A 17,027-nucleotide genomic window follows, 5' to 3' on the forward strand; every position below is an offset into this window, starting at 1 on the left:
CGACTGAGCCCGACTCCCGCATAGATACACGGCCGTTTCCGGTGCCTCGCCGGACGCCTTGTGCTGCGCGCCTTGCGGCGGGACGTGTTACTTGGTGGTGTCAAAGTCAGGTCTCATCGCATGTCGGTTACTCGGCTTGCGGAAATCAAATGCTTCTCAGGCTCTGAGTGGTCACGATGTCAGCTTGCTCCGTGCTGGGTATCTGGTAAATGCGCATCCGGAGCCGGGCCTGGATTGCCGAGTTCGTTCAGTCCGTTCAGGGCACCGGCAAAATCCAGCTGCTCGATCGCTTCGTCGATGGCCGACAGCGCCGTGGGCGACAATGCGCCACGGAGGCCGGGCCTGAGCTGCTGGTAATAGGTCACCGCTGCGAACCGCTGGTTGAAAAGGGCTTCCCGCAGCTGGGCCAGCGCCTGCAGATCGAGCTCGACGGCGGCTTCGTCGGGCTGCGCATCCAGGGCTTCGGCCAGCAGCGGGGTGGCGGACTGCGCCAGTGCGCAAAAATCCTCGCTCAGCCGAAGCAGTGTGGCCTTGAACTCGGCCGTCATCTCTGGCGCCTGATCTGCCTCCATCAGCCAGGTTTCCACCGACTTGGCGCCCTGGTAGATCGTCGTTGCACCGATCAGGCCCGCATTGCCTGCCACGCCATGCATGCGTACCCGCAAGGCCTGTCTTTGCTCAAAATCGGTGGGCAGCGGTATCGGCTGCGCGAGATCCTTCTGTTCGTGCACAAAGCGCTTGAGCAGCTTGATGAACAGCTCCAGATCGTCCTGGGTGCGAATGCGAGCGCTGGCACTGTCGATGTGGGTGATCTCCGGCCATTGCCCGGCAGGCCTTGCTGGCTCTTGCTGCATTTCCTCGATGTGCGCTTCGCTGGCCGGCGCCAGCGGCAGCAAGGCGCCTCGATGGCGGAGGATGGATTCGCGGATGACCTGAACCAGCCTGGGAGGATCGACGGGTTTGGTCAGGAACTCCTCCATGCCGGACAGCAACGCGCGGGCGCGTTCATTGGCAGTGACGCCGGCGGTCAGCGCGATCACCGGCACATGGTTCAGATGCAGCTCACGCCGGATCCTGACGGTGGTTTCGCAACCATCGAGGTCCGGCATCTGGATGTCCATCAGGATGCAGTCATAAGCTTCGGGGTTAGACCGGATGCGATCGAGCGCCTGCTGGCCGCCCTCGCACAGCGTCACCACCGCGCCCTCACGCTGCAGGATGCGCTCGAGCACGGTGAGATTCATGCGACTGTCGTCCACAGCCAGGATGCGGACTGAAGGCAACCGTCCCGCCGGCTTGCTGCCGGTGCCAGCGGCAGGGCTGGTTTCGGGCCGTTCTGCAATCACCAGGGTGGGCGCCTTGCCCGGCTCCACCCCTCCCGCCAATGTGGGTGAGGTTTCGGTTACATCCGCATCGCCGGCCAGCCCGAAGGGCAGCTCCAGCCAGAACGAAGACCCCTCGCCCGGCGTGCTGGTGATGCCGACCTCGCCACCGAGCAGATCGGCCAGCCGCCTGACGATGCTCAGTCCCAGCCCGGTGCCACCGTATCGGCGCGCAATGGTCTGGTCGGCCTGCACGAAAGGCGTGAACAGCCGCTCGATCTGCTCGGGCGTCATGCCGATGCCGGTGTCGGTGATGCTGAAACGCAGCCACAGCTCACGGGCGGAGGGCTGGCGTGGCTCGACCCGCTCGATCTTCAGTGACACCTGCCCGTGCTCGGTGAACTTGATCGCGTTGTCCAGCAGGTTGATCAGGCACTGGCTCAGACAATTGGCATCGCCGAGCAGGCGCAGTACGCCGGTATCGGTCAAATCGTCGATCAGCAGCCGGATGCCCTTTCTGTCGGCCATCGGCATGAACAGCATGCGCAGCCTGTCGATCACCGTGCCCAGCGAGAACACGAAGCGGTCGAGCACCAGCTCACCGGCCTCGAGCTTGGAAAAATCGAGGATGTTGTTGATCAGCGCGAGCAGATACTTGCTCGAGGATTCGATGGCCTCGATGTCCTTGCGCTGGGTCTGATCGAGATTACCGTGGCTCAACAGATAAGTCGTGCCGATGATCGCGTTGAGCGGCGTGCGGATTTCATGGCTCATCGTGGCCAGGAACTGGCTCTTGAACTGGCTGATCTCCTCGGCATGCAGCAGTGCCAGATGCAGGTCCGTCACATCGAAAAGCCAGCCCAGCATCATGGGCCTGTCCTGATAATTGAAGGGCATGTACGAAGCCAGGCACCAGGCCGTCCGGTGGCCGGATGCGGCTGGCAGGCGGAGCTCCACCAACCGGTTCAGGATGACATGCCCCTGCGCCACCGCGTGGTTGACCGCATCCCATTCGGCAGGGTTGGCATAAAACTGGCGAACCGCCAGGCCGGTCGAGCCTTCCTCGCCGGACTGGACCAGCTCGGTGAAGGCCCGGTTGCGGAAGATCACCCGCCCTTCGTCCAGGCTGGAAATACGCACCGCCACCGGCGCGCTCTCCAGTACGGAAAGCAGCGTTTCCTGCTCGCTACGGATCGCGCTGTAATCGAGTAACGCCAGCCGCGCCTCGCAGTCACCCTGCGCATCCCGGATCACCGATGCGGACACCAGCACCGGAACCCGGTGGCCGTCGCGACTATGAAGCTCGGCCATCATTTCGGGCAGCGTGCGTCCGGTTTCCAGTTCCGCGCAATGCCGTTCGAGCGCATCCAGCAGATCGTTGCTCAGGAGCCGGTTCGCCGGGCGACCGATGATCTCGTCGCGAGCATAAGCGGCCCAGACCAGCGCAGTGTCGTTGATGCGGGTCACCTGCCTTGCCTTGTCGATCGACAGGTAGCCGCATGGCGCCTCGTTGTACAGGTTTTCCAGCTCGCGGGCCTGCTGCCAGCGCGCTTCCTCGGCCTGTTTGAGTTCGGTGACATCCATCGCCAACGCATAGAAACCGAGTACACGCCCATCCTGCCGATCCGGCAGGTAATTCATCCAGATGTGCATGACGCCGCCACCGGGCCGAGGCATCGCCCATTCGAAGAGCTGCGGCTCACCGGCCAGCACCTTTTGAACATAGCCCTGATTGATGGCCGTCAGTTGCCGGATGCGCTCCTCGCTGACGCCGAGCCGGTGCGGGATCAACAGGTCCTGCATCCGCATGCCGTCGAGGTCCTGCGATCCGAGCTGCCAGCCCTGCCGGAAGGCCTGATTGGCAAAACGGTTGCGCAGCTCGGCGTCCCAGTAACTGATCCGGCTGGGCAGGGCATCGGTCACCGTCTTCAGGAAGCGCTCACGGTCGGACAGGGTGCGGGTACGCTCGAGCACCTGCTGCTCCAGCGTCTGACTTTGGCGCTCCAGGCGTCTGGCCCCCCAGACCAGCACGAACATCAGCGTGGCGGCCAGTGCTGCCAACATGCCGGCGCTCGAACGCCACCGGGTGCCGAAGTCGGTGCTCGCCCGTCCGACCCCCATCCAGAAGGGGGAATGATCGAAACGCAGGAAGGCGTACACACGCTCGACGCCGTCGATCGGCGCCACGGCTTTGTACACATGGTGGGTGGCATCCGGCCGGGCCGCCATCAGGTCCAGTATGGTCTGTGAAACCTTGCGGTTGCCCGGACCGCTACCGGGCTCGGCCAGTTGCGGCACGCGCGCGACCAGGGCCATGTCCGCCGAGCGCAGATGCAGCGCACCGCGGGGCCCCACATCGGCCTTGGCGAGCAGTTCCTCGATGGTCGACACACGGTAAACCACGAACACCAGACCGATGAACCGCCCGTCATCATCCTGCAGTCGCCTGGCCAGCACGATGACCCATTGCCGATCCAGTTTCAGCTGCAGGGGCTCGCTGAACAACAGACCCTGAGCGCCGTCGCGGGCCTGCTGGAAGTAGCGGCGATCCGAAAGGCGGGTATGTTGGGTATCGCTGTCGTAGGCCGTGTTGAAGAACACCACGCCCTCCGCATCGCTGATGCCGACCCGGTCCACGAAGCGATGGCCGACCAGCTCCAGCTCCAGCTTCAAGTCGCGGGTCAGTGCCTCGACCGCCTGCGGCCCTTTTGCGACGGCCTGCCGGTAACGCATGGCGGTGCTGCGCAGGAAGGCATCGGTGTGGTCGAAGGAGCTCTCGATTTCATGCGCCACCAGCCTGGCGAGGTTGAGCACCGAGGTCTCGGCCAGTTCATGGCTGGCCTTGCGCTCGCTCCAGATGATCGAGAGGGTCAGCGCGAAGATCAGCATGCCGGCCAGCCAGGCCAGCTTACCCAGAAAGCCCCGACTCGCTGCCAGCTGGATGGGTGTATTCACGGACATGGATGCCCCAAGGAAAAAACCGGACGGTCAGCCTGCCCGGCAAACCCGGTTTCTCCCCGTCTTTTTGGCCTGGTAAAGGCAATCGTCGGCGAGCTTGAGCAAATCTGCCGGGGCGGCATCCTCGAACCCGACGGCACAGGCCACGCCGATACTGGCCGTCACGACCCGAGCCGTGCTGGATGCACCATGCTCGATGCCCAGGGCCTGGATGGATTCACGAATGCGCTCGGCAATCTGACAGGCATCCTCGATCCGGGTGTTCGGCAACACGCAGACGAACTCCTCGCCCCCATAGCGTGCGGCCATGTCGCGACCACGGCGCATCTTCGACCGAATGATGTCGCCCACCGCCACCAGGCAGACATCACTCGCCTGATGGCCGTAGGTGTCGTTGAACAGCTTGAAATGATCGACATCCATCAGCAGCAACGACAAGGGCTCGTGCTCGCGCTTGCAGGCGCGCCATTCCTTGTCCAGACGATCATCGAAATACTTGCGGTTGAACAGTCCGGTGAGTCCGTCACGGATGGCCAGTGTCTTGAATGTACTGAGGTACTGCCGGAGCTGGACATGGGTTTTCACCCGCGCCCGCAGCACCGTCGGATTGAACGGTTTGGACACGAAATCCGAACCACCCATTTCAAAACAGCGGATCTCGTCTTCCGGCTGGCTGAGTGCGGTCAGGAAGATGATCGGCACGTCCTCGAAACCTTCCAGCTGCTTGAGCCGCTGGCAGGTTTCGTAGCCGTCGAGCCCCGGCATCATCACATCGAGCAGGATCAGATCCGGGCGCAGCTGGTCGGCGAGTTCCAGCGCCTGCTCGCCCGACGTGGCCACCCGCACGTCGTAGCCATCCGCAAGGATCGCCGCAATGGCTGCCAGGTTTGCGGGGCTGTCGTCCACCGTGAGTATGGTCGGGGTCATGGGCTGTATCGGGGAGATGTTGCAGCATGCCGCACACAGGGCATGCCTGGCGAGTTTCAGGAGATATGCCGCATGTTACCGGCCGGCACCCATCAGTTGTGTCAGCACTGTGTCAAGTATCTCAATCGCTGCGCCGTGCCAGGCCCAGCCTGTCCAGCCCGGCCTCCTCCATGGCGGCGACGAAGTCGGCCTGCAGGGCGAAGGCCTGGTCGGTGCGGGTGCTGAGGCTGGAAACCCGTATCAGGGTGCCGTCGGGCACCTCGCCGGACAGGCCGCTACGCATCTGCGCCCATTTACGCCGCCAGCCCGGCAGGGCGGGCCGCTTGCCGATGGTCATCCAGTAGGTGATCGGTTCGACCCGCTCATGACGCACCGCCACCAGCCTGCGCACGTTGAGCAGCTGCCCGCCGAGCGCCAGCGGCACATCCCGGCTGTCGAGCAGCTCGAAGCCCTGGGCCTGATAGCAGTACTCGGGCCGGTGGGCCTGCAGTTCGTCGCCCATCTGCCGCCCGCCATAGGCGATCGACAGCATGATCCGCTCGCCGGCCGGGTTGATGTAAGTGCGCGCCAGGGTCTGGCTGTACAGCCGCTGGACGCTGGCCTGGGTGTTGGGCTCGACCAGCAGGATGTCGGCGCGGGCGTCATGCCGCCAGTGACCCAGGGTTTCGGGCACCAGCTGGCTCAGCGGCGGCATCGGGTCGAGCTGGGCCTGCAGCCGGTCGGGGGTCAGGAAGCGTGCCAGGCCGGCGGTCAACAGCAGCACGACGGCCAGCCCGGCGCTGCGCCGCCAGGACAGCCCACGACCCGGATGGGCAGCGGGGACCGCAGGCAGCGAGATGACCGGCGCCAGATGATGGCGCGGCCCGATCCAGCCCAGCAGCGCATCCAGCGCCAGCAGCGACAGGAAGCCGGTGGCGAACAGCATCACGCCGGCCAGGTCGTGCCAGTACGACTGGCCCACCGCATCGCCGAAGTAGTAGGTGAGCAGCATCAGGATGAACACCCGCACGCCATTGGCCAGCAGCGCCAGCGGCAGCAGCGCCAGCCCCATCACCACCCGGTGCCAGGCGGGACGCGGACCGGTCAGATGCAGGTAGAGCAGCCCGAGCGCCACCAGGAAGATCAGCGAGTTCAGGCCGGAACAGGCATCGGCGACCAGCAGCTGGTAGGGGCCGATGGCCAGCACCACGCCGCTGCGGGCAACCGGATAGCCCAGCGCGTACAGCACCGCCTCGGTGCCCTGCGAGACCCACAGCTTCATCGGGCTGGTCAGCCGGTCGACCAGCCAGCCGGGATAAGGCAGGGACAGCGACCAGAACACCAGCGGAAAACGCAGCTGGCGCAGCGCCTGCAGGCCGCCGGTCCAGGCGATGGCGCCGGCCATCAGCAGGATGCAGCCGCTCACCGTGATCAGCTCGACCTTCTGCGAATGACCCACCGCATAGGCCGACCCGCCCAGCATCAGCAGCACGCTGCCCAGCAGCGTGCCGGCCGGGCAGGAGGCCGACCAGTCCACCCGCCGGCCACGGTGAACCAGCAGCAGCACGGTGACTGCCAGCAACCAGGGCGCATAGGCGTTGTCGGCATAGATCCACTGGCGCTGGGCCAGGTCGCCGACCGCCAGCCCGAGCAGGACCAGCAGCACCAGCCCCGGCAGCGCAAGGCGAACGGGCGTGGCGGAAAGCAGCTGCCTCATGGCCGCTCGGGGCCGGCCGGCAGTGCGTTCCGGTGTATGCGGGACTGCTGGCGCAGGCTGGAGAAGGTCTTGCGCAGATGGGCGCGGGCCTGTTCCTGAGCCAGGTGGGCGCGGATCAGGGGCGTCGCGCGTGCCCACGAGAAAGGTGCGGATTCGGTCGACACCACTTCGTACAGGATCAGCGCGGCGGGGGTCTCGAAGGTGACGGTCTGGCCGGGCTGCAGCTGGACGAGGCGATCGATCACATCCAGCGGGAGTTCCTCGGCGGGACGCATGACCGACTGCTCGGTATGGCCGACCTGCTTCTGGCGCAGCCAGCCCAGGGTGTCGGCCATCGGCTGGGGCTTTTCGAGCCGGATCTTGAGTTCGGCCAGCAGCGGCGTGCCGACCGGCACGGTGACTTCGCGCAGCCGGTAGATCCGCCGCTCGGCGAACAGGCCGGGGTGGTCACGGTAGAAGCTGGCCACCTGCTCGTCGGTGGGTTCGGGCAGCTGGCGGGCCATTTCCGCCGCATAGGCGGTGGCCAGCGTCTCGAGCCGCATTTCCTCGAGCCGCATCATCACGTCGGGCCGCCGGTCCAGCCCCAGCGCCAGCGCCTGCTGCACCGCCAGCTGGCGGTCGATCATGGTGTCGAGCATCGACTCGCGGGTGTTGGCGGCGACGCGGTTGCGGGTGTTGGTGATCGCGAAGTTGAGCTGGTGAATCGAGATTTCGTCGTCATTGACCCTGGCGACGACCTGCCCCTCGGGCAGCGCATCGGACTTGCAGCCGTACTGCGTGATGCTCAGGGCCAGCAGCACGGCGCCGAGGCCCCATGCACGAAGGGTCGACATGCCCATCCCGGGAACCGGCCGTGCCGCTCAGGCCGCCAGCCGACCAGCCGGCATCGGCGGGCCGGGCTGACGCTGGCGATGGCGCCACACCCCGAAGGCCAACAGGCAGGCGCCGGTCAGCATCAGCGCCCATTCGCCGGGCTCGGGCACCGCCGACACGAAGCCGGACACCACTGCACCCCCTGTCGAGTTGAAGGTGATGGTCCCGGCATAGCTGACGTCGTTGCCCGAGCCCATGCCGGTGCCCTTGACCTGGAAGTTGTAATCGCCCGAGGCCAGGATCGCCGAGCCGCCATCGCTGACCAGCGAGCCGTTGGCCTCGTAGATGGCGTAATTGACGGTCGCATTGCCGCAGCCGCTGGTGCAGTTGTCGTAGGAAACCACCACCTCGTAGGTGGTGCCGGTCGACGAGACCAGCGTGAACAGATACTGGTCGGTGAAGTTCTTGGTCAGATCCTGGTTGGCGACGGTCATGGTGACCACTTCGTCGAGCGGAATCACCCCCCATTCGGTCGTGGAGGTTTGTGCATGCGCGAGGCCGGCGCATGCCAGCCACAGGCACAGCGCGGTTTTCAGCCGCTGCAGGCAGTACGAGAACCATCCCTGCCCGGACGTCGCTGCCTGATCGAGTGTATGCATGGAACCCTCCCCCTGAGTCTTGAGCGATGTTAGCGAGCACGGCGGCCAGGTTGTGTCAGCACTGTGACAATTGAGCCCACCCCGAAAAACTCGCTTCGCTCGTTTCTCCCCTCAAGGGGCCAGGAAACACTCGGGGCGGCCCTTCGTGTTTCTTGAGAAGCGGCCGGCACACGAGGCCGGAGGCCGATTGTTGTCGCATGTTTTTCAGTTACGACACACATGCACCGCCTGCAAGGCGTTGAATGTTGGCCATGAGTACGATCGAGTCTGCCATGACTTCCTGTGATTCCGTAGAAACCGCCACCGAGCTGCCGCTGGTGTCGGTGGTGGTGATCGGCCGCAACGAAGGCGAGCGTCTGATGCGCTGTTTCGATGCGATCGAGCGTGTCGACCGCAGCGCCTGCCAGCTGGAACTGATCTATGTCGATTCGGATTCGACCGACGGCAGCCCCCTGCGTGCCGCCGAACGTGGCGTGCAGGTGATCCCGGTCAAGCCGTTGCGCCCTTCGGCGGCGCTCGGCCGCAATGCCGGCTGGCGGGCGGCACGTGGCGAATGCGTGATGTTCCTGGACGGCGACACCGAACTGCATCCCGACTTCCTGCGCCATGCGCTGGCCGCGATGCACGACCCGGCGGTGGCGATCGTCTGGGGCCACCGGCGCGAATCCAACCCGGGGCAATCCTGGTATGTGCGGGTACTCGACCTCGACTGGATCTACCCGCCGGGCGACACCACCTTCTGCGGCGGCGATGCGCTGATGCGCCGCTCGGTGCTCGAGGCGGTGCAAGGCTTCGATGAAACGCTGATCGCCGGCGAGGAGCCCGAGATGTGCCGGCGGGTCCGGGCGACCGGCAAGCGGATCGTGCATCTGGATGTGCCGATGACCCTGCACGACCTGGCGGTGAACACCTGGAAGGCCTACTGGCGCCGCGCCTTCCGGGCGGGCCATGCCTACGAGGAGGTTTCGGCCCGCTTCCGCGGTTCCGAGGATGCGCTGTGGGCGCGCGAGGCACGGCGCAACCTGCTGCATGCGGCGGCGATGGTCGGCACCGCCGGTGTCACGCTGCTGCTGCTCGCCCTGCTGCCCGCCGCGGCCGGTGCGCTGGTGCTGCTGGCCTGGCTGGGCGTTTCGGGGCTGCTGCTGTGGCGCACCGCGCGCCGCTGCGCCTGGAAATCCGGCGATCCGGCCACCCGCTGGATGTATGCGGTGCACAGCCATCTGCAGCAGATCCCGATCGCGCTCGGCCAGCTCGCCCGCAAATGGGATGTCATGCGCGGCCGGCGGCGCCAGCTGATCGAGTACAAGCAGTCGGCAGGCGCCGGCGGCGAGTGAGGACACACCCGGGCGACGGCCAGTTCAGCAAAAGTTAGCAGTCCGGACACACATTGCGCCCCTTTCTGACCTCTAATGGCCGTCATGTTTCACCGACCCCGATCCCGGCCTTCGACATGACCCGCCCGCTCGCGCTCAAACCGCTGTTGAGCCTGACCCTGAAGCCCCTCGCCTGGCTGGCCGACCGCCCGTGGTCCGTGCTGTCGCGGGTGTGGGCGCATGCCCGGCTGCGTCAGGGCCTGGGTCGGCTGGACCCCTCGGTGGTGGTGCTGGGCATGCCCGAACTGCATGGCACCCGGCGGATCCGGCTGGGCCGCGGGCTGTACCTTTACCGGGAGCTGTACCTCGAAACCCAGGAAGCCGGCCGCATCGAGATCGGTGACGGCGTGGTGATGTCGCGCGGTGTGCATGTGGTGTCGTTCGCGCAGGTGTCGATCGGCGCGGGCAGCATGATCGGCGAGTACGCCAGCGTGCGCGATGCCAACCACCGCCGCGACGGTGCCGAGCTGCGCCATGCAGGGCACAGCGCCAGCCCGGTGCGCATCGGCCAGAACGTGTGGATCGGCCGCGGCGCAGCGGTGCTGGCCGGCGTGACCATCGGCGATGGCGCGGTGGTGGCGGCCAATGCGGTGGTCACCCGCGATGTGCCGGCCGGCGCCACGGTGGGCGGAGTCCCTGCCCGGCCGCTGCCGCGACGGGCCGAACGACAGGCGGTGCAGTCATGAGCCGCCGTGTGCTGCTGGTGGCTTACCAGTGCGGACCGGGCATGGGCTCGGTATCGCAGATCGGCTGGGAGTGGTACAGCCGCCTGGCGCAGCGCGACCAGGTGACGCTGGTGACCCATGTGCGCAACCGCGCCGCGCTGCAGGCCGCCGGTGCGCCGCTGGCCGGCAGCGAGGTGATCTACATCGACACCGAATGGTTTGCCGGCCCGCTCTATCGAGTGGCCAGGCGGCTGTTTCCGCGCAGCGAGCACACCGTGTTCCTGATCACCTCGCTGGACTTCTTCGTGTTCGACCGCTCGGCCTACAGGCAGCTGAAGGCTCGGCTGGCAGCGGCTGACAGGCCACTTTGGGACGTGATCCACCGGGTCACGCCGGTGACCCTGGCCGCACCGACCTGGCTGGGCCATCTGGGGATTCCGACCGTGATCGGCCCGCTCAACAGCGGTCTGCAGGACCCACCGGGCTTCACCAGCCTGATGCGCCAGGAATTCACCTGGCTGGTGAAGCTGCGCGAGTTCGGCCGCTGGTTCGATGGCCTGATCGGCTCGACCCGGCGCGCCGCCCGGGTGCTGGTGGCCACCCGCGCCACGCAGGACGGGGTGCCCCGGCGGCATCGGCAGCGCTGCCGCTTCATGCTGGAAAACGGCGTCGAGCTGAGCCGCTTCGAGGCCACACCCTGGCCGGCCGCGCCGAGTGCAGACCGGCCGCTGCAGGTGCTGTTCGTCGGTCGGCTGATCCCGGTCAAGGCCCTGAGCCTGCTGATCGATGCAGTCGCCCGGCTGCACCGCGAGGGTCGGGCGGTGCGGCTCACCGTGGTCGGCGACGGGCCGATGCGCGCTGCCTGGCAAGCCCAGGCACAGGCGCTGGGTGCGCCGGAGCTGGTGCGCTTCGTCGGCGCGCTGCCGCTCGATGAAGTGGCCGCGCACATGCGCCAGTGTCATGTGTTCTGCCTGCCCTCGCTGCGCGAGTCGGGCGGCGCGGTGCTGCTGGAGGCGATGGCCTCGGCCCGGCCGGTGATCGCGATCGCCTTCGGCGGCCCCGCCGAGCTGGTCGACGATACGGTCGGCACGCTGATCGAGCCGGTCAGCCCGGAACAGGTCACCCAGGGGCTGGCCGCAAAGCTGCAGGATGTGATCGACCGGCCCGAGCGCTGGGCCGCACGCGGCCGGCAGGGGCGTCTGAAGGTCGAGCAGCACTACAGCTGGGATGCCAAGGTGGCGTCGAGCGCGGCGCTGTATGACGAGATCGTGAACGAGAAGGCATGAGCGTGGACATGACCCTGGACAAGCCCTGGAGTGCCATCAAGGCAACGCTGCCCGACAGTGCGAACGAAGTGACCGGGCAGGCCGGCGAAGGCCCGGTGCGCATGGCCTATCTGATCAGCCGCTACCCGGCGATCTCGCACACCTTCATCCTGCGCGAGGTACGGCAGCTGCGCGAGCTGGGCTTCGAGATCTGCACCGCGTCGGTCAATCCGCCGGACCGTGCCGAAGCGGACATGACCCCGGACGAGCGCGAGGAAGCCGCGCAGACCTACTTCCTGAAGCGCGACGGGGTGTTCGGCGCGCTGAAGGCGCATCTGTGGGGCCTCAAGCGGCCCGGCGCCTACTGGCGCGGCCTGAAGGCTGGCCTGGGATTTGGCGGCTGGAACCTCAAGGGTGTGCTGTTCGGGCTGTTCTACTTCACTGAAGCGCTGATGCTGGCGCGCTGGATGGCCGGTCAGCAGGTCAGCCATCTGCATGTGCACTTCGCCACCGCGGCAGCCAACATTGCACTGATCCTCAAGCAGATGCTGCCGGTGACCCTGTCGCTGACCATCCACGGCCCGGACGAGTTCTACGATGTGCCCGGCCAGAAACTGATGGAAAAGATCGCCGCCGCCGACTTCCTGGTGTGCATCGGCCGCTTCGCGCGCAGCCAGCTGATGAAGCTGTCGCCGGCAAGCGCCTGGGACAAGTTCGACATCTGCCCGCTCGGCGTGGATGTGGCGAACTACAACCCCGAAGCGACGGACGCCCGTCAGCCGGTCGCCAGCGAGATGCAGCGCCCGTTCACCGTGCTGTGCGTGGGCCGGCTGACCCCGGCCAAGGGCCAGCATCTGCTGATCGAGGCCTGCGCAAAGCTGCGCGACTGGGGGCATGCCTTCCGGCTGGTGCTGGTCGGCACTGGCCCCGACGAGGCATCCCTGCGTTCGCTGAGTCATGCGCTGGAACTGGACGACATGGTGCAATTCACCGGCGCGCAGAACCAGGACGAGGTGCGGGCCTGGTATCGCCGCAGCGACGTGTTCGCCCTGCCCAGCTTCGCCGAAGGCATCCCGGTGGTGCTGATGGAGGCGATGGCCAGCGGCGTGCCCTGCCTGACCACCCGGATCACCGGCATCCCCGAGCTGATCCGCGACGGCATCGACGGCATGCTGGTCACCCCGTCGGACGTGCAGGAACTGGCCGACAGCCTGGCCCTGCTGAAGGACGACCGGGAGCTGCGCCGCGAGATGGGTGAATCCGGCCGGCAGCGCGTGGCGCAGTGCTACAACCTGCCCGACAACGTCACCCGGCTGGCCGGGATCTTCCGCGCCCGCCTGAGGAGCCTCGAATGCTGACCGGACTGCTGCGCCGGGTGCTGCGCAAGTGCGCGCTGGAGCACAACCGCCTGGTCGGCCTGTACCGCCGGGTCTGCCGGCCCAACAATTTCGAGTGGGCCGAATACCTGCGCCGCCATGGCGGCCTGCATGCGATGGGCGAGCACTGCGCGGTGGTGCCCAACGTGGTGATCACCGATCCGCCGCATGTCAGCATCGGCAGCAATGTGTCGCTGAGCGGCTGCACCCTCTTCGGTCATGGCGGCGGCATCCCGATGCTCAAGCGGGCCTACGGCGTGCCGCTGGACAAGGTGGGCAAGATCGTCATCCATGACAACGTGTTCATCGGCCATCAGGCGATCGTGATGCCCGGGGTCAGCATCGGCCCCAATGCGATGGTCGGTGCCGGCTCGATCGTCACCCGCGATGTGCCGCCCAACTCGATCGTGGTCGGTGCACCGGCCCGCAAGGTGGGCGATCTGGACGAATATGTGCGGCGCCTGGCTGCCGAGACCGCGGCGCTGCCCTGGGGGCGGCACCCCTTCCTGCAGCCCGACTACAGCGGTCCGCCGGATGCCGCGCTCCATGCGATGCGCATGAAGCATTTCTTCGGTGACGAGGGCGCCTGAGGGCGGCCTGGAGCGATTCGATGAGCCTGTTGTGGATGCTGCTGACCCTGCTGCTGGCCGCGGCCACCCTGCCCGGCACGCTGTACCTGGCCGCGCTGACCCTGGCGGGCCTGCGGCGGCGCGGCAGCCTTGCCGGCGTGCGGCCGCTCGACGGCCGTGTGGCCATCGTGGTGCCGGCGCACAACGAATCCGCGGGCATCACCCGCACGCTGCACAACCTGCTGGCACTGGCACGGGCCGACGGGGCCTGCGAGGTCTGCGTGGTGGCCGACAACTGCAGCGACGACACTGCCGGCATCGCGCGGCAGCTGGGCGCCCGGGTGCTCGAGCGCCATGACGACCAACGCCGCGGCAAGGGCTATGCGCTGGATTTCGCCTTCACCGCGCTGGCCGCCGAGGGCTTTGCCGCCTATGTGGTGATCGACGCAGACACCGTGGCCGAGCAGAACCTGCTGCCCGCCCTGCGGCAGCATCTCGGCGCCGGCGCCCGGGCGGTGCAGACCCGCTACCGGGTGCTGGACCCGGACGACACCCCGCGCACCCGCCTGGCCGAACTGGCGCTGATGGCCTTCAACGTGCTGCGGCCGCGCGGCCGCCATGCGCTGGGCTGGTCGGCCGGCATCCTCGGCAACGGCTTCGCGCTGAGCGCCGAGACCCTGCAGCGGGTGCCCTACCGGGCCACCTCGGTGGTCGAGGATCTCGAATACCATCTGCGGCTGATCGAGGTCGGCATCCGTGTGCATTTCGCCGACGAGACCACGGTGCGCGGCGCGATGCCCGGCGGCGGGGCTGGCGCAGCCAAGCAGCGTGCCCGCTGGGAAGGCGGCCGCCTGCGCATGCTGATGCAGCACGGCCCCGGCCTGCTGCGGCAGGCGCTATCCGGGCAGGCGCGCCTGCTCGAACCGCTGCTCGACCTGCTGCTGCTGCCGCTGGCCTATCATGCCTTCCTGCTGCTCGTGCTGCTGGCGCTGCCCCTGCCGGCGGCGCGTGCGCTGGGTGGCGCCGGCCTGCTGGTGCTGGTGCTGCATGTGCTGGCCGCCGCACGGGTGGGCGGCCTGGGCCTCGGGCAGTTGCTGCACACCCTGCTGCAGGTCCCCCGCTACCTGGTGTGGAAGCTGTGGATGCTGCGCCGTACCGTGCGCAACGCCAGCACCGATGCCGCCTGGGTCCGCACCGACCGTGACCACCCTCCTTCCTGAATGCCCATGACGCAGACTCCCAACCCGTTGCCGGCCACCGACCTCAGCGTGATCGTGGTCTCGTTCAACACCCGCGAAATCCTGCGTGCCTGCCTGCAGCGCCTGTTCGACGTGTCCGAGGGGGTGCGACTGCAGGTGATCGTGGTCGACAACGCCTCGCGCGACCAGTCCGCCGACATGGTCGCCGCCGATTTTCCCGAGATACTGCTGATCCGCAGCAACACCAACCTGGGCTTTGCCGCTGCCAACAACCTGGGTTTCCGCCAGGCGGTGGGCCAGCATGTGCTGCTGCTCAACCCCGATGCGCTGCTCGAGCCCGGCTCGCTGCAGCGCGCGCTGCAGTACATGGCCGCCGACCCGCAGATCGGCATGGGCGGCGCGCGCCTGCTCGACCAGACCGGGCAGCAGCAGCCTTCGGCGCGGATGTTCCCGTCCCTGCTCAACGAGGCGCTGGTGCTGTCGGGGCTGGCGGCGCGCTTTCCGCAGTCGCGCTTCTTCGGCCGCTTCGACCGCACCTGGGACGACAGCGGCCAGGCGGTGGCGGTCGACTGGGTGCCGGGGGCCTTCGCGCTGATGCGCCGCGATGCACTCGAAGCCGTGGGTCATTTCGACGAGCGCTTCTTCCTGTACTACGAGGAAGTCGACCTGTGCCGCCGCTTTCACGAGCGGGGCTGGAAGATTGTCTACTGGCCCGATGTGGTGGTCAGGCACTGGGGGGGAGAATCCTCCAAGACCGTCGAAAACCAGGATTTCTCGTCTTCCGGCTCGCAACTCACGCTGTGGCGCATGCGCAGCCAGCTGCTGTACTACCGCAAGCACCATGGCAGGACCGTAGCGAGGCTGGTGGCCGGGCTGGAGTCGGGCTGGCACCGGCTGCGCGCCTGGCGTGCCCGGCGTCAGGGCCAGCTGGCCAAGGCGCAGGGCTCCGACCGGGTGGTGGCGCTGATGCGCCAGGCCTGGCTGGAAACCGGTGGCGGCCTGAACAGCCCGCCGCGCCCCTGGTAGGAGCCAGACCATGTTCGACAATCTGCGGGAGGACTGGCAGACCTACGAACGCGACATCTCGCGCCAGGGCTTCTGGGTGATGTGCGTGTTCCGCTTCGGACAGTGGCGCTACACGATCCGCCAGCCCTGGCTGCGCAAACCTTTTTCGTTCATCTACCGGGTGCTGCGCACGCTGGTGCAGGTGATGACCGGCATCGAGCTGCATTGCGAGACCCGGGTCGGCCGGCGCCTGCTGATCGAGCATTTCGGCGGCATCATCATCAGCGGCGATGCAGTGATCGGCGACGATGTGGTGATCCGTCAGGGCGTCACGATCGGGCTGCGCACCACGGGCAGACGCGGCGCGCCGGTGATCGGCAACCGGGTCGACATCGGTGCCGGGGCCAAGCTGCTGGGGCCGATCCGTGTCGGGGATGATGCGGTGATCGGCGCCAATGCGGTCGTGCTGTGCGATGTGCCGGACGGCGCGCTGGCGGTGGGGGTGCCTGCCGTGATCAAGCCGCGCAAATCCGGGCAGGCTACGGCGGGCGATGACGCACAGACGGGAGAGGAATGATGCTGAGCTGGCTCAAGCGATGGTTGGAATCCTCGGCAGCGGCCGCGCCGGCTGCCACTTCGGCAGGCGGCAACGCTCCACCGATCCCCGATGCGGACGCCGACGAGTATTTCGAGATCTGCGCGGATGAACGCCAGCTGGCCAGCCTGCTGCGCCGTGCGTTCGACGAAAAGCGCAATGTCAGCCTGCTGCCACTGGGCTTCAGCAAGAGCCTGACGACCCGGATCACCGCGATCAACCCTTCGAGGGGTACCGTGTCGGTGCTGGCTCACCCTGACGAGCACGGCCTGCGCGAACAGGCGATGGCGGCTGGCCAGATGCAGCTGGCCATCGAGACCCATGGTGAGCACACCCTGCTGGCGCTGGAGGCGGTGGAGCTGAAAGTCACGCCCACGACCGCGAATTATGTGCTGCGCCTGCCTGCCTGGGCTTTACGGACACGGTTCCGCCGCTACCCGCGGATACGCCTGAATGCACTGAGAGCGTGAGAGTTTTTCTCCAATCTCGCCTGTTTGTGCTGGGACTGGCATGCTCCGAGACATGAACGAGACCGAACGTCATAACGGATCGCCGGCCAGCCTGTTCGATGAGCTGCCGGCTGTCGAGGAACAACAGGTGATCGC

General features: G+C 67.0%; 14 protein-coding genes. 9 read left to right on the forward strand and 5 right to left on the reverse strand.

The genetic code is table 11. From position 1 onward, the window contains the following. Positions 1-179: 179 nt before the first annotated feature. The 5 genes from MXC99_RS01420 to MXC99_RS01440 all read right to left on the reverse strand — a co-directional run bounded on the left by MXC99_RS01420 (position 180) and on the right by MXC99_RS01440 (position 8,375). Positions 180-4,277: an ATP-binding protein gene (locus tag MXC99_RS01420; protein ID WP_247723845.1), complete on the reverse strand. Its 4,098-nt coding sequence runs from the start codon at positions 4,275-4,277 to the stop codon at positions 180-182. 33 nt (positions 4,278-4,310) lie between these two features. Beyond that, positions 4,311-5,207: a diguanylate cyclase gene (locus MXC99_RS01425; protein WP_247723846.1), complete on the reverse strand. Its 897-nt coding sequence runs from the start codon at positions 5,205-5,207 to the stop codon at positions 4,311-4,313. Positions 5,208-5,328: 121 nt separating this feature from the next. Beyond that, entirely contained in the window at positions 5,329-6,903 is a 1,575-nt protein-coding gene (gene epsI / locus MXC99_RS01430; protein WP_247723847.1) for an exosortase-associated protein EpsI, B-type, read from the reverse strand. After that, entirely contained in the window at positions 6,900-7,736 is an 837-nt protein-coding gene (locus MXC99_RS01435) for an EpsD family peptidyl-prolyl cis-trans isomerase (RefSeq protein ID WP_247723848.1), read from the reverse strand. The genes epsI and MXC99_RS01435 overlap by 4 nt, the downstream gene beginning before the upstream one ends. A gap of 27 nt (positions 7,737-7,763) precedes the next feature. Continuing rightward, positions 7,764-8,375 (reverse strand): PEP-CTERM sorting domain-containing protein, encoded by a 612-nt coding sequence (locus MXC99_RS01440; RefSeq protein ID WP_247723849.1) that lies wholly within the window; start codon positions 8,373-8,375, stop codon positions 7,764-7,766. A gap of 272 nt (positions 8,376-8,647) precedes the next feature. Between MXC99_RS01440 and MXC99_RS01445 the strand changes: the two genes are divergently transcribed. The 9 genes from MXC99_RS01445 (at position 8,648) to MXC99_RS01485 (ending at position 16,892) form a co-directional block, all read left to right on the forward strand. Then, positions 8,648-9,709, forward strand: a complete 1,062-nt coding sequence (locus tag MXC99_RS01445) for a glycosyltransferase (protein WP_247723850.1) — start codon at positions 8,648-8,650, stop codon at positions 9,707-9,709. A gap of 116 nt (positions 9,710-9,825) precedes the next feature. Beyond that, entirely contained in the window at positions 9,826-10,434 is a 609-nt protein-coding gene (locus MXC99_RS16890; protein ID WP_282100116.1) for an acyltransferase, read from the forward strand. Beyond that, on the forward strand, positions 10,431-11,699 hold the full coding sequence (locus MXC99_RS01455; RefSeq protein ID WP_247723851.1) for a glycosyltransferase family 4 protein: 1,269 nt from the start codon (positions 10,431-10,433) through the stop codon (positions 11,697-11,699). The genes MXC99_RS16890 and MXC99_RS01455 overlap by 4 nt, the downstream gene beginning before the upstream one ends. Continuing rightward, on the forward strand, positions 11,696-13,036 hold the full coding sequence (locus tag MXC99_RS01460) for a glycosyltransferase family 4 protein (RefSeq protein WP_247723852.1): 1,341 nt from the start codon (positions 11,696-11,698) through the stop codon (positions 13,034-13,036). Before MXC99_RS01455 ends, MXC99_RS01460 begins: the two co-directional genes overlap by 4 nt. Then, the gene (locus MXC99_RS01465; protein WP_247723853.1) at positions 13,030-13,644 is read left to right on the forward strand and encodes an acyltransferase; all 615 of its coding nucleotides are present in this window, start codon (positions 13,030-13,032) and stop codon (positions 13,642-13,644) included. The genes MXC99_RS01460 and MXC99_RS01465 overlap by 7 nt, the downstream gene beginning before the upstream one ends. Before the next feature lie 20 nt (positions 13,645-13,664). Beyond that, entirely contained in the window at positions 13,665-14,843 is a 1,179-nt protein-coding gene (locus tag MXC99_RS01470) for a glycosyltransferase family 2 protein (RefSeq protein ID WP_247723854.1), read from the forward strand. A 6-nt stretch (positions 14,844-14,849) separates the two neighbouring features. Next, positions 14,850-15,848: a glycosyltransferase family 2 protein gene (locus MXC99_RS01475; RefSeq protein ID WP_247723855.1), complete on the forward strand. Its 999-nt coding sequence runs from the start codon at positions 14,850-14,852 to the stop codon at positions 15,846-15,848. 10 nt (positions 15,849-15,858) lie between these two features. After that, positions 15,859-16,404, forward strand: a complete 546-nt coding sequence (locus MXC99_RS01480) for a serine O-acetyltransferase (RefSeq protein WP_247723856.1) — start codon at positions 15,859-15,861, stop codon at positions 16,402-16,404. Beyond that, positions 16,404-16,892, forward strand: coding sequence for a hypothetical protein (locus MXC99_RS01485; RefSeq protein WP_247723857.1), 489 nt, complete (start codon positions 16,404-16,406; stop codon positions 16,890-16,892). Before MXC99_RS01480 ends, MXC99_RS01485 begins: the two co-directional genes overlap by 1 nt. The last annotated feature ends 135 nt before the right edge of the window (positions 16,893-17,027 follow it).

It is taken from the genome of Thauera aromatica (genome assembly GCF_023093595.1).
In the GTDB taxonomy this organism is placed as follows: domain Bacteria; phylum Pseudomonadota; class Gammaproteobacteria; order Burkholderiales; family Rhodocyclaceae; genus Thauera; species Thauera aromatica_A.